Below are 13,957 nucleotides of genomic sequence, written 5' to 3' on the forward strand. Positions count from 1 at the left end.
CGCCGCGGCTCGTGGAGCTCCAGCCGGTCCGGGCCACGGTGTCCGCGGCCCGGACCGGCACTTCTGCGGACCAGTGACAGTGAGGTAGTGATGGACGCCGCGGCAGTGGACCTCGACCGACCCCTGAGGCTGTACCCGCTGACCTTCCTCGAGGAAGGCGACGAGGTCACCGTGGGACGGGCCGACATCGATTCCTACGGCCTCTTCCCCGCCGACGGCGCGGCGCTGCTGCGCCGCCTGGAGACCGGGGAGACCCCGAACGACGCCGCCCGCTGGTACAACACCCAGTACGGCGAGACCGTGGACATGGTGGAATTCCTCGAAGTCCTGGAGGCCTTCGAACTGCTCGTGCCGGACGGCGAGGAGGTCGTCGAGGCGGGCGCGGTGCGCTGGCAGCGGCTCGGCCGGGCGCTCTTCTCTCCCGTGGCCTGGGTGCTGTACGGACTGCTGTTCATCGCCGGCATCGTCGCCATGTTCCGTGAACCGGCCGTGGTCCCGACCTACCACAACATCTTCTTCACCAGCTCGTCCCTGGTGGCGCTCGCCCTCGGCAACGTCCTCGGCCAGGCGCCGTGGATCCTGCTGCACGAGTCCTACCACGCACTGGCCGGACGCAGACTGGGCCTCAACTCCTCCCTCAGCATCGGCCGGCGCTTCTACTACGTCGTCTTCCTGACCAAGCTGGACGGCCTCGTCGCCGTGCCCCGGCGCAAGCGCTACCTGCCGATGCTCGCGGGCATGCTCGTCGACGTCCTGGTCGTCACCGGGCTGACGCTCGCCGCGGTGCCCCTGGTCTCGTCCGACGGCTTCGCCGGATTCATGGGCCGCTTCCTGCTCGCGATGGCCTTCGGCACCCTGCTCCGCTTCGCCTGGCAGTTCTACTTCTTCCTGCGCACCGACCTGTACTACCTCGCCACCACGGTGCTGGGCTGCAACGATCTGCAGACCGTCGCCAAGGGCATGCTGCAGAACCGGCTCTACGGCCTGATCGGGCGGCGCGACAAGATCGTGGACGCGGAGACCTGGACCCCGCGCGACCGCGAGGTCGCCCGCTGGTACGTCTGGCTCATGGTCACGGGCTACGCGGTCCTCACCGGCCTGCTGATCACCGCCGTCGTCCCCGCCGCGATCCGGATCACCGAGATGGCCGTCAGAAAGCTCTTCTCCGACATCTCGCCGCTGAACGTCCTGGACGTGACGGTCTTCCTGATCCTCAACTTCGGCGAGCTGATCCTCGCTGGCATCCTCGCCGTCCGCGGCTACCGCCGCCGCACCCCCGCCACCGCCAGCTGAACCGAGGCCGGCACCGACCACGGCCCGCACCGACCGCAGCCCACCGGAACGCCGTACGACGCGACGCAGAGGAGCAGTCCGCATGAACGAGGTTGTCCCCACTCACCACTGGGTCCGCGGCGGGCTGGTCCGGGACCGCGAGGCCGCCATGGAACGGCTCGGCCTGCCGGCCGGACCGGTCATGGTCGTGAACGCGCACCGCGGACTGCGCGGACCGTACACCGCGGCCGGGACCCTCGTACGCGCCATGGTGCCCGACGTCCTGCTCCGCGACCGGAAGCTGGTCGAGCGGTACGACATCGAACTGCTCTCCGCCGCGCCGGACCTCCGCTCCGTCGTCCCCAACTCCCGCGAGACGCTCACCTCCATGGCGCTCCCGGCCGAGCGCACCCGCTACTACGCCCGGCTGCGCACCACGCGTATCTCCAACGGCCTGGTGGAGTTCGTCCGCGACGGCCTGGCCGCCGACGGGCCGCGCGTCCTCGTCGTGGAGAACGCCGACCGGGCCGAGGCCACCGACCTGGAGTTCCTCACCGCACTGGTCCGCCGGATCGACCCCGCGCACCTGACCGTCGTCGTGCGCAGCGGCGGCACCGGACCCGCCGACGAGGCCCTGCTCGCCGTCCTCGCAGCCCGCGCCCGGGTCACCGAGGTCCGTCAGGCCGACGCGGCGGGCGGGCCCGCCGACGCGTGGGCCTATGTCGCCTCGGACTGCACCACCGACGAGCCGGCGCCGCGCGCGGCCTACGAGGCACTCGACCCCGCGGCACGGGCACTGCTGCACGACCGGCGCGCCGCCGAACTCGCCGAACGGGACGAGGAGTCGCTCCGCCTCGGCGCCATCGCCTACCACCTGGAGCACGGCTCCGACCCCGGCGGCGCGGGCGTTCCCGCGGTCTTCCACGCCATGGACCACAGCCTGTGCAACGGATTCTACGAGGCGTGCGTCGACTACGGCCGGCGCGGACTGGCGCTCGTCGACCCCCGGACGGAACACGACCGCTGGTGGGCGTTCACCAAGGGCGTGACGCTCTCCCTCTCCATCCTCGGCCGCACCTACGAGGCCGAGAAGCTGGACGACCAGGCCCGGCTGAACTCCGTCAAGCCCGCCGTCCACATGGCCGCCGCCTACAACACGGCCATGCTCTACACCCGGCACAACGACCCCGAGGACCGCGACGAGTTCAAGGCCAAGGCCTGGCTGAACTCCGCCATCGCCACCGCGTCACTGATCGAGAACCGCAGCGACCGGGCCTTCCAGAGCGCCTTCTACAAGAACGGCCTGGCCCTGGTGGAGGTCAATCTCGGCGAGCCGACCGAGGCGCTGCGGCTGGTCGACGAGGCGATCAGCAGCCTCGACGAGCTGCTCGGCCCGGACGAGCACGTCCTGCACCGCTCGGTGCTGAAGAACAACAGGGCCCGGGTCTACCTCAGTCTCGGCCGCATCCAGGAAGCCCTCGCGGACTACGCGATCGTCATCCGGGAGGACCCCAACCACGCCGAGCACTACCTGGAACGCGGCAACATCCTGCGCCGGCTGGGCCGCCCCGAGGAGGCGTTCGAGGACTACGCGAGGGCCATGCGGCTCTCCCCGCCGTTCCCGGAGATCTACTACAACCGCGGCGACCTCCGGCTCAACGAGGGTGACACCGAGGGCGCGCTCGCCGACTTCAGCTATGTACTCGAACTCGTCCCGGAGTTCGTCGACGCGTACGTCAACCGGGCCGGTCTGCTGCTGGAGGCGGGCGAGCTGGACGCGGCCGAGCAGGACGCGAACACCGGCCTCGGCTACGAGCCCGACAACCCGTATCTGCACGCGGTCCTGGGCCAGGTGCACGCGGAACGCGAGGAGTTCGAGGAGTCCCGGGCCGCGTTCGACCGCGCGCTCACCGCTGATCCGGACATGATCACGGCACTGTCCGGACGCGCCGCCCTCGCCTACGACATGGGCGAACTGGACACCGCCGCCCTCGACCTCGGCCACGCCGTGGACTTGCAGCCGGACGACCCCGCGCTGCGCTACAACCGTGCCTTCGTCCACCAGGACACCGGCCACTGGGAGGAAGCCCTCGCCGACCTGGAGATCGCCGCCGGGCTGGCACCGGACGACTCCGACATCACCGAGGCACTGGACACCTGCCGGCGCAAGGCGGCAGCCGCGCGATGAGCGCGGACGGAGCGGTGACGACGGACGAAGCGGTACGCGAGCAGCAGCGGCCGCTGCGGTCGGTGCTCGGGCGCTTCGCCACCGGTGTGGCGGTCGTCACCACCGTCCGCCGGGGGCGCCCGGCCGGACTGACGGTGAACTCCTTCACCTCCCTGTCCCTCGACCCGCCGCTGGTCCTGTGGTGCCTCAACCGCGCGTCCAACCACCGGGCCGCCTTCACCGCCGCCCCGCACTTCGCGGTGCATCTGCTCGCCGCCGACCAGCGCGAACTGGCGGCCCGCTTCGCCGGCCCCGGCGACCGCTTCGAACGCCTCACCACCCGGCCGGGACCCTACGGGGTACCGCTCCTCGACGGCACGATCGGCACCCTGATCTGCCGCCGCGACCGTATCGTCCCCGCCGGGGACCATCTCGTCCTCATCGGAGAGGTGCTCGACCACCACGCGGAGCCCGGCGCGCCGCTGCTCTTCCTCGACGGCCGTTTCCATCGCGGTCCCGACCCGGAAACGACCTGAACAGGTATCAACCGGCCGGACGCCGACTAGAGTCGGATCACCGCGAAATGCCGTACTGCTGGTGGGTGTGCCAGTGCACAGTTCCGGGTCCGTGATGCGACCCGGGGGGAGGGCGTGTGCCCGGATGAGTAGTCGCTCCAACCGGTCGATGGGCGTGTGGGCCGAGGCGCAGCGGCAGAGGCAGCGCCAGTTGGAAGCGCATCAACGGGAACAGCGCTACGCCGAACGGGAACTCGCCCGCAGCAACCGGGAGCAGCAGGCCGCGTACCGGCAGCGCCGCGAGGCGGACGCCAGGCGGCGTACCGAGGAACTGGACGCGCGGGTCGAGTCGTTGACCCGGCTGCTCGCGACGGGCTGCCGGGCCCCGGCGTTCCGCACGTCGGCCCTGCTCCGGTCCGAGCAGCTGGAGCCGTTCGCCCCCGGCAGGCTCGCCGTCCCCGTCCCGATGCCGCAGCAGAGCGCCTACCGCCCGCAGTCCGGCTGGGGTTTCGGCTCGGGCCGGCGGGCCCAGGAGGAGGCCCAGGCCCGGTACGAGCACGACCTGGCGGCCGCGCGGACCGCCGAGGCGCAGCGGCAGCAGCAACTGACGTCGCACGGGCGGCAGTACGACGCCTGGCGCGCCACCCAGCTGGCGGAGATCCGCCGGCACAACACCGGTATCGCGGAGAACGTGAGCGGGATGCGCCGGGGGGACCCGGAGACGGTGGTGGAGTACTTCTCCGCGGCGCTGTACGCCTCCACGGCCTGGCCGGAGGGATTCCCGCGCCAGGTGTCGTGCGCCTACGACGCGGCCGCCCGCCGCCTCGTGCTGAACTGGGAACTCCCGGGTTACGACATCGTGCCGGAGGCCAAGCTGGTGCGGTACATGCCGGGCGCGGACCAGGACAAGGAGACGGCCAGGCCGGTCGGGCAGCGCCGGGCCGTCTACCGGGACGTGGTGGCGCAGTGCGTGCTGCTGGCGCTGCGCGAGCTGTTCGCGGCGGACGAGTTCGGCACGCTGGACTCGGTCACGCTCAACGGTTTCGTGGACGACCACGACCCCTCGACCGGACTGCGCGCCCAGCTCTTCCTCGCCACGGTCGCGGCGGACCGCCAGGTCTTCGAGCGGCTGAACCTGGTGCAGGTCAGCGCGGTGGACTGTCTCGTCGACGGCCTGGGCGGCAAGCTGTCCGCGCGCCCCGACCAGCGCACCGTGGTGCGGCCGGGCGCGGTTCCGGCGGACCTGGGCCGTGGCACGGTCTCGCACGGGGGAGGGGAGGACCCGGACCTCTTCGAGATGGACCCCATCGAGTTCGAGTCGCTGGTGGCGGAGCTGTTCCGGGCCCGCGGCATGCAGGCGGTCATGACGCAGCGCTCCAACGACGGCGGTGTCGACGTCGAGGCGCTGGACCCGGACCCCATCAGCGGCGGCACGATCATCGTGCAGGTGAAGCGATACCGCCACACCGTGCCGCCCACCGCCGTACGCGATCTGTTCGGAACGGTGCAGGGGGCGGGGGCGATCAAGGGCGTCCTGGTGACGACCTCGGGCTACGGCCCCGGCTCCTACACCTTCGCCAGCGGCAAACCGCTGACGCTGATCTCCGGCCCCGAGCTCGTCGATCTGCTGGGCCGCCACGGGCTGCGCGGCCGGCTCGGCGGCGGCCCCGCGGTGCCCGCCCAGCGGACGACTCCACCGGCCGCGGCGGCCGTCCCTGACACCGAGTACAACCTGTTGGGAATGTCCTGGTCGGGTGGCGTCGCGCTGGATGTGTGCGCACTCGTCTGCCGGGGGAACCGCGCGCTGAGCGACGACCACTTCGTCTTCTTCAACAACGCGCAGACTCCCGACGGGGCAGTGCGGGCGGTGTCCCGGCCCGCCCGGGACAAGGCGGCCGTCCGGGTCGCCTTCGACGCCCTTCCCGCGAGTGCCGACCGGCTCGTGCTGGCGGTGTCGATCGACCCCGAGATCAATCCGCACGCCGACCTCGCCGGCTTCACCGACTCCTTCATCCGGCTGTCCGACGGTTCGGGAGCCGAACTCGACCGGCTGGAGGTCTCCGACGGCCGGGCCGGGGAGACCGCGCTGATCCTCGGCTCCTTCCGCCGTCGGGCCAGCGGCGACTGGGAGTTCGTCATCGGCGGCAAGGGATACGAGGGCGGGCTGGAAGCGCTGGTCCGGGAGTACGGCATCGACGTCGGTTAGGACCCTCCCGCAGGGCCCCGACCGACGCCGTGCCCGTTCAGGTGATCGTGTAGTTGACGACGAGGAAGATCTCGTCGACGGCGTCGGCGGCAGAGCCACGCGCCGTCCTCCTCGGAGCGAGGAGTCCCGGTGCCGTGCTCGCCGTAGTCGGGGTCCAGCGCGGACGGGCCGGGGCTCGTCGCGATCGGCACGGTCATCCGACCCGTTCCGGTTGCCGGATTCGCGGCGAATTTCTCACCGATCCCGCGCACCGCTCCGCCGCCCTTGGGCAGGGAGACGGAGGGCGCGGCCGGCTGCGTCGGCGCAGGATTCCTGGGTGTGCTGGATCGAGGCATGGCGACCTTCCGGAGTGGAATTCCCTCGCGTCGCAGAAATGCGAACTCATGTACGTGGGACGGGAATTCGAAGAGGGAATTCCGGGCGAAAGGTCAGGTATTAGGCACGCGCAGCTTCGCCCAGGAAACCGGACCGGGCCAGCCGTCGGCGTCCGAACCCCGGTAACCGATCTTCAGCTGGAACTTCGCGTACGAACGCCGGTCGGTATCCGTCCACTGCGGGCCGGGCCCCTGGCTGTACAACGCCACCCCTTCGGCCACCAGCCGGCGGCCCATCGCCGTGATGACCGGGCTGTGCGGAGCGGTGTGGAACCACTGCGCACCGGGGAACGGTTCCAGGGCGGGCGGGTGCGGGGTGGGTGTCGGGCGGGGCCAGGCCGGATCGGCGGAGGCGATGCCGCCCGGGTACTTCGGGTAGCCGTAGCCGTACACCCGGGGCGAGGTGCGTTCGCGCACCCGCCGGTAGACCCCGTCGCCCTCGGCGGAGCCGTTCACGTTGGTGTTGCCCTCGATGGTGTAGATGCGCGTGGCGTCGAACCGCTCCACCACGCCGGTGTGCTCAGAACCGCCGACACCGTAGAAGACCTGGGCTCCTACCGCCGGATACTCCGAGAACCGCCCGCGCTCCTTGAACCAGGCGACGCCCGTGGCGCACGACGCGGTACGCGGGAACAGGGCGGCCGCGCCGGCGCGCAGCGCCACCCAGGAGACGAAGGTCGCGCACCAGGGCTGCCCCTGCGACCACTCCAGGCCGGGGACCTCGTCGCTGTACCGCTGGATGTTGTTCCAGGCGCCGTGATCGCGGCCCTCATGGACGCCGACCTGCCCGGCCGCGGTCCGCATGACCGCGTCGGGATCTCCTTGTACCGTTTGCGCCGATAATGGGTCTGCGGACATGTGAATCACCCCCGTCGGCTCCACCGTTGGAGCCGGTAAAGACACAGTCCCCGGGTGACCTTGCAGAATTCGTGCAACTTGCGTGCAAGGTGCGTACCAGGCCTACTTCTCATCCATGAGATGCGCGTGTTAAACAATGACCGTGAAAGACGCACCATCGGTCTGGGGGGAGACCATGGAGTTCCGCTTACTCGGACCTGTCACCATCGCCGACGAAAACCGTTCGATCAGCCCGGGAGGGCGTAGACAACAGGCTGTCGTGGCAGCTCTGTTGATGCACCGCAACACATTCGTTCCGGTGCCCCGGCTCATCGACTACGTATGGGGGGACGAGGCGCCGCCCAGCGCCGTCAACAGTCTCCAGAGTTATGTCTCGCGATTCAGGAAACTCCTGGAACCGGGGCCGCCCGACGGATCGGTGCGCCTGGTGCGCAGCGTTCCCGGCGGGTATTCACTGCACGCTCCGGACGAACAGGTCGACGGAGTCCGGTTCGCGCGGCTCGTGTCGGACGGCAGGTCGCTGCTCGAGGCGGGCCGAGCGATGGAGGCGTACCGCTGTCTGACCAGGGCGCTGCGGCTGTGGCGCGGGCCCGCGATGGCCGGTCTCGCCGATCATGAGCCGCTCGCCGCGGAGATCGCGAGGCTGGAGGAGTTGCGGACGTCCGCGACCGAGTACCTGGCGACGGCCTCCCTGGCACTCGGCCGGAACGAGGAGGCCGTCGCCCTGCTGAAGGGCGTCATCCGCGAATGCCCGCTGCGGGAGGGGCCGCGCGCCGGCCTCATGCTGGCGCTCTACCGCTCGGGCCGGCAGGCGGAGGCACTCGCGCTGTTCAGGACGACCCGGGCGATGCTCATCGACGAGCTGGGGGTGGAGCCGGGCCATGAACTGGCCCGGCTCCAGCAGTCGATCCTCCGCCAGGACCCGGCGCTCGCCAGGCCGGCTCTGACCGTCTAGCAGAGGAGGGACGAAGGAACAGCGGGAGCAGCGGTCAGCGCGTGGCGATCGCCGGGTCGCTCGTACCGGGCTTGCCGGTCTCGACATGGCCGGCCAGCCGGCGAAGGAAACCGCCGTCCTGCTCGGAGCAGACCGTCAGGTCGTACCAGTCGTGGCTGTGGCGCGGGTGCGCGGTGTGGACGGCGCGCGCGCCGGGCCGCAGCCGGTACGTGGCCGGGCGCTCGTGCCCGTACCCGTCCTTGACGGTGAGCTTGACGGTCGTCGTGCCCGGATTGCTGAGCACCAGCCGCACCTGGCCGCTGCTGCCGTCATGGGCCGCGGTGACCTCCGGGCCCCGGCTGCCGGCGTGACCCGCGAACTGCCGCAGGAAGCCGTTGGGGCCGTGCACGGTGAAGTCGTAGGCGCTGTGCCCCGCCGGAGCGATGGCCAGGCTGTCGGACAGCCGTCGTCCCGCCTCGACGGTGTACGTCCACGGGCCGTCGGTGTTGGTCGGGGAGGTGACGTACAGGTTCGCGCCGGCCTTGCCGTGGTTGGCGAAGTCGATCTTCAGCCGGTGGCCCTTGACGTCGACCCCGGCGTCGGCGGCCAGGTCGTACGGCAGCGCGCGGGCCGGGCGCAGACCGGGTTCCTGCTTCGGCAGCACCGGGTTGGCCGGGGGCGCCGGCACGTAGTCGGGGTGCCGGTCCCGGTCCGGCGGCACGTAGCCCGCGGTGTCGGGGAGCGACGGGACCCTGGTGTCGGTCCTGCCGAACTGGAACGCGGTGGTGAGGTCGCCGCAGACCGCCCGGCGCCAGGGCGAGATGTTCGGCTCGTGGACGCCGAAGCGCTGCTCGATGAACCGGATGATCGAGGTGTGGTCGAAGACCTGGGAGTTGACCCAGCCGCCCTTGCTCCACGGGGACACCACGAACATCGGGACCCGCTGCCCCAGGCCGTAGGCGCCGGGCACGCTGTGGTCGGTTCCGGTGGGCGTGAACAGCTCGCCCGTGATGTCCACGGTCGACTTGCCCTGCGCCGGGGAGGACGGCGGGTACGGCGGCACGGCGTGGTCGAAGAAGCCGTCGTTCTCGTCGTAGGTGATGAAGACCGCGGTCTTGCTCCACACCTCGGGGTTGGACGTCAGCGCGTCCAGCACCTGGGAGATGTACCAGGCGCCGTAGTTGACCGGCCAGTTCGGGTGCTCGGTGAAGGCCTCGGGGGCCGCGATCCAGGAGACCGCGGGCAGCCGGTCGGCCGCCACATCGGCCTTGAGGATGTCGAAGAACCCCTCGCCCGCCTTGGCGTCGGTGCCGGTGCGGGCCTTGTCGTACAGCGGGTCGCCCGGCTTCGCGTTGCGGTACTGGTTGAAGTAGAGCAGCGAGTTGTCGCCGTAGTTGCCCCGGTAGGCGTCCTCGATCCAGCCCCAGCCGCCGGCGGCGTCGAGTCCGTCGCCCACGTCCTGGTAGATCTTCCAGGACACCCCGGCCTTCTCCAGGCGCTCGGGGTAGGTCGTCCAGGAGTAGCCGGCCTCGGCGTTGGTGATGACGGGTCCGCCGCCGGTGCCGTCGTTGCCGACGAAGCCGGTCCACATGTAGTAGCGGTTGGGGTCCGTGGGGCCGAGCAGCGAGCAGTGGTACGCGTCGCAGATGGTGAACGTGTCGGCCAGCGCGTAGTGGAAGGGGATGTCCTCGCGCGTCAGGTAGGCCATCGTCGTCGCGGTCTTGGCCGGCACCCAGCGGTCGTACTTGCCCTGGTTGAAGGCGGCGTGGCCGCCGTTCCAGTCGTGGTTGAGGTCCTGGAGGAACTGCAGGCCGAGATTGTCCGCCTCCGGGTGGAAGGGCAGGACGTCCTTCGTGCCGTCGGACTGGTGGAAGACCGTCTTGCCGCTGGGTAGCACCACCGGCCGGGGGTCGCCGAACCCGCGGGTGCCGCGCAGGGTGCCGAAGTAGTGGTCGAAGGACCGGTTCTCCTGCATCAGGACGACGATGTGCTCGACGTCGCGCAGGGAGCCGGTGCGGCGGTTCGCCGGGATCTCCGCCGCTCGGGCGATGCTGTTCGACAGCAGGGAGGCGGCGGCGGTGCCACCGGCCAGCTGCATGAATCGTCGGCGGTCGATGGCGGTCATGAGAGGCCGGCCTCCAGGGTCGTCCGTGGCAGTGCGGATGCGCTGCCAGTCTCCTCAGGTGGTGGAGAACCCTCCGTGACCGATGGATGGAACCACGGTGAATACTCCGCCAACCACGATCACTCGTGGGCGAGCGACATGCTCGCAGCCACCGGCACCGAAACCAAGAGGACGCCCCGGCCCCGTACCATCCGGCCCGGCGACCGCCGAACCCGCCGGATTCTCATCACGTACATCACAAACGGTCAGGTCCGGGGCCATATCGCTCCCACCGGGCGGGCCGGGGTGGCACGATGGCCGCATGACCACCGGGCCGGCGTCCCGCACCGCACGAGCCGCGATGTTCGCGGCCGTCTGCGTGCTGATGGCAGCGCTCGGGCACTCCTGGGCCTCCGGCGTCGCCGTTCCGTGGTGGTCGCTCTGCGCGGCCTTCTCCGGTACGGCCTCGGCCGCCTGGTGGCTGGCCGGGCGGGAACGCGGCGTTCTGGTCGTCACCGGATCCACCGTCCTGGCCCAACTCGGCCTGCACACCCTGTTCGGCCTGACCCAGCCGCTCGGCCGCGGAACGGCCGGCCTCATGTCCCACGACATGCCGGGCATGCACGGCGGCTCCGCCGCGATGTCCGCGGTCATGCGCATCGGCGACATGGACATGAGCATGAACATGGGCATGGGCATGGGCATGTCGGGTTCCGAGAGCCGCCCGACCGCCGCCTCCGACCTCATGGGCATGGCGCCCGGCGGCCACGACTCCACCACGATGTTCCTCGCCCACCTGCTCGCCGCCATGGTCTGCGGACTGTGGCTGTGGCGCGGTGAGGCGGGCGCCTTCCGTCTCGGACGGGCCCTGTCGGCCCTGATGACCGCCCCGTTGCGACGCGTCTGGCGCGTGCTGTGCCGCTTCTTCCGCACAGCCCAGGACGACGGCCGGCCGTGCCCGCGCCGTACCGCCGACGACGCTCCCGCGCACGCGCTGCGCGGCGTACTGCTGCACCACGTCCTGTCCCGCAGGGGCCCACCAGCAGCCGCCCAGTACTGCTGACACCGCTCGTCCCCGCGCGCCCGGCCGACAAAAGCCGCGCGCCCGGGTGACGGGCGGAGTACCCGCCTGCCCGTACGCCGCCGCGCCCACGGCGGGCGCCGTCGCGCAGGCCGGTCCCTGACCATACGGATCTCTCCCACCGCCCGCCGACCGCGGCCGGGGGACACGGACCGGGCCCGTCCGGACGGACACCGCCGGTCCTGAGATGCCGTTCGCCGACGGCCGCTTCACGCCGTGGTGCGGCCGTGCAGCACGAGAAGGACCTTTTGTGATGACTCATGCCCTGGTGAGGGGCGCCCCGAGGGCGTCGGCTCGCAAGGACGACGAACAGGTCACCGAGTGGGCGCTGGCCGCGCGCGGCGGTGATCCAGCGGCGGTCGAGCGTTTCGTACAGGCCACGTACAGCGACGTCTGGCGGTTCACCGCCCATCTCAGCGGCGATGTGCACAGCGCCGACGACCTGACACAGGACACGTTCCTGCGGGCGCTGGGCGGCCTGCCGCGGTTCGCCGGCCGCTCGGGCGCGCGGACCTGGCTGCTGTCGATCGCCCGCCGGGCCGTCATCGACCGCTACCGGCACGCCGCCGCCCGGCCCCGTATCTCCGACGCCGTCGACTGGCGCAGCGCCGCCGAGGGAACCCAGCCCGTCGGGGTGCCGGGCTTCGAGGAGGGCGTGGCGATGCTCGAACTCCTCAACACGCTGCAGGCGCCACGCCGTGAGGCGTTCGTCCTCACCCAGCTGCTCGGTCTGTCCTACGCCGAGGCCGCCTCCACGACCGGCTGCCCGATCGGCACCGTACGGTCCCGCGTCGCCCGCGCCCGCGACGACCTGGTCGTCCTGCTGAAGGCGGCGGAGACGGCGCCACACCCGGGAGCCGTGCACCGGCAGCACGGCACGGAGCACCAGGCCACGGCGCACCCCGCCGCGGAGCACCCCAGCCGTGGGCGCGAGACCGCCGAATACCCCGTCCGTTCACGCCACATCACCCAGCAGCACGTCTGGAGCCACGCATGACCCCCGAGATAGAGAAGGCCTTCGCCGCGCTGCGGGAGCAGTACGGAGCGGGGGCCATCGTGCGCGTCGAGCAGATGCTGGAGCCGGGGCGGCAGGATCGGCACCCGCTGCAGAAGGGCGCGAAGTGGATCATGCCCGGGATCTCGCAGCGCCCATGGCACGACCCGTACGAACACCTGGAGCTGGCCCCCGTGGTGCACGCTCTCGAAGCCGCGCACACCGCCGTCAGGGACGAGTTGGCGCAGGCCTGGTCCGAGCGCCGGGCCGCGTTCTCCGACTACGAGCACTACCTGACGCGCCAGGAGGACTGGCAGGCGCTGTATCTGTACCGCGGGGGAGAACTGGTGCGGGAGTCGGCGGACGTCGTGCCGACGGCGTTCGGCGTGCTCGAGGAGTACGCGGTCGACACCGGGAAGATCTGCCCGCTCCTGGAGAGCCACTTCTCCACACTGCTGCCCGGCGCGTCGATCGCCCCGCACTACGACCTGTGGAACTTCAGCATCAACCTGCACCTCGCCGTGGACATCCCGGAGGGCTGCGGCATCACCGTCGCCGGTGAGACCAGGAGCTGGGAGGAGGGCAAGTGCCTGCTGTTCGACTACTCCTTCGAGCACGAGGCGTGGAACCGCGGCACCCGGCCGCGCACCGCCCTCCTGATCGACCTCTGGCACCCCGACACCACGATCCCGGAGCGGGCCGCGCTCGTCGCCCTCATCACCGAGATCCGGAAGCTGATGGGGGAGGGGTGACCGAGGGCTGACGGGCCGTCGTCCGTCCGGGGTCAGGCTCCCGGACGGACGACCACGGCATCGACCCGTACTTCCCCGCTGTCCCGGAAGCGCAGGACGAACGGCACCCGCTCGCCCAGCGGCAGCCGCGGCGGGCGCGGGATCATGACGTCGAGCCCGGCCGGATCCATGGTCACGGCGCTGTGCGCGCGCACGGCGACCGGGCCTGCGGGCGCCATCCGCCCGGCTCCGTCGCGGACGACCGTGCGGGTGAGCATCGCCGGCCCCAGGACCGGGGAGTCCACCGACAGCAGGATGTCGTCGGTGCCGCCGGAGTTGCGCAGGGTGAAGAAGGCCGCGGTCGCCTCGGTGTTGGTGGGCCGGAAGACCCGGGCGTCGGTGACGGTGATGCGGGCCGGGGGTTCACCGGCCGCGCCCGTCGTCGTATAGGCGGTGAGCAGCGCCAGCACGGCCACGCAGGTGGCCACCGGGACCAGGGCGGCGCGCATCGCACCCGGCACCTCAAGGACGATGCCGTCCGAGGCGGAAGCGGGCCGGTCGTGGTCGTCGTGGGTCGGCGTACTCATCGCGCACCCGCCAGGTACTACAGGGGCGGTTGGAGAGCTCGTAGGCGTCGTTGCGCGTAGTGGATCCGTTTGCTGATGGTTTGGTGGGTTCTGCGCCACATGGATTGGGCGAAGACGAGCGCGGAGGGGTGGCG

General features: G+C 71.1%; 11 protein-coding genes. 8 read left to right on the top strand and 3 right to left on the bottom strand.

Annotated elements, in window-relative coordinates:
* The first annotated feature begins 90 nt into the window (after window positions 1–90).
* The 4 genes from O3W51_RS40415 to O3W51_RS40430 all read left to right on the top strand — a co-directional run bounded on the left by O3W51_RS40415 (window position 91) and on the right by O3W51_RS40430 (window position 6,160).
* Complete coding sequence (locus O3W51_RS40415) at window positions 91–1,293, top strand: hypothetical protein (protein WP_138352551.1); 1,203 nt, start codon at window positions 91–93, stop codon at window positions 1,291–1,293.
* Between the two features lie 82 nt (window positions 1,294–1,375).
* Window positions 1,376–3,460 (top strand): tetratricopeptide repeat protein, encoded by a 2,085-nt coding sequence (locus O3W51_RS40420; RefSeq protein ID WP_138352552.1) that lies wholly within the window; start codon window positions 1,376–1,378, stop codon window positions 3,458–3,460.
* Entirely contained in the window at window positions 3,457–3,975 is a 519-nt protein-coding gene (locus O3W51_RS40425) for a flavin reductase family protein (protein WP_138352553.1), read from the top strand. Before O3W51_RS40420 ends, O3W51_RS40425 begins: the two co-directional genes overlap by 4 nt.
* Before the next feature lie 124 nt (window positions 3,976–4,099).
* The gene (locus tag O3W51_RS40430; RefSeq protein ID WP_138352554.1) at window positions 4,100–6,160 is read left to right on the top strand and encodes a restriction endonuclease; all 2,061 of its coding nucleotides are present in this window, start codon (window positions 4,100–4,102) and stop codon (window positions 6,158–6,160) included.
* Between the two features lie 428 nt (window positions 6,161–6,588).
* On the opposite strand, the gene O3W51_RS40435 is transcribed toward O3W51_RS40430, so the two are convergent.
* On the bottom strand, window positions 6,589–7,338 hold the full coding sequence (locus O3W51_RS40435) for a peptidoglycan-binding protein (protein ID WP_306664975.1): 750 nt from the start codon (window positions 7,336–7,338) through the stop codon (window positions 6,589–6,591).
* A 229-nt stretch (window positions 7,339–7,567) separates the two neighbouring features.
* Here O3W51_RS40435 and O3W51_RS40440 point away from each other — a divergent pair, with 229 nt between their 5' ends.
* The gene (locus O3W51_RS40440; RefSeq protein WP_269288816.1) at window positions 7,568–8,347 is read left to right on the top strand and encodes an AfsR/SARP family transcriptional regulator; all 780 of its coding nucleotides are present in this window, start codon (window positions 7,568–7,570) and stop codon (window positions 8,345–8,347) included.
* 34 nt (window positions 8,348–8,381) lie between these two features.
* On the opposite strand, the gene O3W51_RS40445 is transcribed toward O3W51_RS40440, so the two are convergent.
* Window positions 8,382–10,451, bottom strand: a complete 2,070-nt coding sequence (locus tag O3W51_RS40445) for a phosphocholine-specific phospholipase C (protein WP_138352557.1) — start codon at window positions 10,449–10,451, stop codon at window positions 8,382–8,384.
* 301 nt (window positions 10,452–10,752) lie between these two features.
* On the opposite strand from O3W51_RS40445, the gene O3W51_RS40450 reads away from it, so the two are divergent.
* From O3W51_RS40450 to O3W51_RS40460, 3 genes are all read left to right on the top strand, one after another.
* Window positions 10,753–11,493, top strand: a complete 741-nt coding sequence (locus tag O3W51_RS40450) for a hypothetical protein (protein ID WP_138352558.1) — start codon at window positions 10,753–10,755, stop codon at window positions 11,491–11,493.
* 271 nt (window positions 11,494–11,764) lie between these two features.
* The gene (locus O3W51_RS40455) at window positions 11,765–12,508 is read left to right on the top strand and encodes a sigma-70 family RNA polymerase sigma factor (RefSeq protein WP_138352559.1); all 744 of its coding nucleotides are present in this window, start codon (window positions 11,765–11,767) and stop codon (window positions 12,506–12,508) included.
* Window positions 12,505–13,257, top strand: a complete 753-nt coding sequence (locus tag O3W51_RS40460) for an aspartyl/asparaginyl beta-hydroxylase domain-containing protein (protein ID WP_138352560.1) — start codon at window positions 12,505–12,507, stop codon at window positions 13,255–13,257. Before O3W51_RS40455 ends, O3W51_RS40460 begins: the two co-directional genes overlap by 4 nt.
* Window positions 13,258–13,289: 32 nt before the next feature.
* Here the strand turns inward: O3W51_RS40460 and O3W51_RS40465 are convergent, their stop codons facing one another.
* A complete protein-coding gene (locus tag O3W51_RS40465) occupies window positions 13,290–13,823 on the bottom strand; it encodes a copper chaperone PCu(A)C (RefSeq protein ID WP_232485164.1) in 534 nt (177 codons plus the stop codon).
* Between the last annotated feature and the right edge of the window lie 134 nt (window positions 13,824–13,957).

Origin of the sequence: Streptomyces sp. H39-C1 (genome assembly GCF_027158125.1) — a bacterium.
Lineage (GTDB): Bacteria > Actinomycetota > Actinomycetes > Streptomycetales > Streptomycetaceae > Actinacidiphila > Actinacidiphila fildesensis.

Bases quoted from the DNA above. Each gene is read 5' to 3' on its own strand.
- O3W51_RS40415 (WP_138352551.1), top strand. From the start codon at position 91: ATGGACGCCGCGGCAGTGGACCTCGACCGACCCCTGAGGCTGTACCCG.
- O3W51_RS40420 (WP_138352552.1), top strand. From the start codon at position 1,376: ATGAACGAGGTTGTCCCCACTCACCACTGGGTCCGCGGCGGGCTGGTC.
- O3W51_RS40425 (WP_138352553.1), top strand. From the start codon at position 3,457: ATGAGCGCGGACGGAGCGGTGACGACGGACGAAGCGGTACGCGAGCAG.
- O3W51_RS40430 (WP_138352554.1), top strand. From the start codon at position 4,100: ATGAGTAGTCGCTCCAACCGGTCGATGGGCGTGTGGGCCGAGGCGCAG.
- O3W51_RS40435 (WP_306664975.1), bottom strand. From the start codon at position 7,338: ATGCGGACCGCGGCCGGGCAGGTCGGCGTCCATGAGGGCCGCGATCAC.
- O3W51_RS40440 (WP_269288816.1), top strand. From the start codon at position 7,568: ATGGAGTTCCGCTTACTCGGACCTGTCACCATCGCCGACGAAAACCGT.
- O3W51_RS40445 (WP_138352557.1), bottom strand. From the start codon at position 10,451: ATGACCGCCATCGACCGCCGACGATTCATGCAGCTGGCCGGTGGCACC.
- O3W51_RS40450 (WP_138352558.1), top strand. From the start codon at position 10,753: ATGACCACCGGGCCGGCGTCCCGCACCGCACGAGCCGCGATGTTCGCG.
- O3W51_RS40455 (WP_138352559.1), top strand. From the start codon at position 11,765: ATGACTCATGCCCTGGTGAGGGGCGCCCCGAGGGCGTCGGCTCGCAAG.
- O3W51_RS40460 (WP_138352560.1), top strand. From the start codon at position 12,505: ATGACCCCCGAGATAGAGAAGGCCTTCGCCGCGCTGCGGGAGCAGTAC.
- O3W51_RS40465 (WP_232485164.1), bottom strand. From the start codon at position 13,823: ATGAGTACGCCGACCCACGACGACCACGACCGGCCCGCTTCCGCCTCG.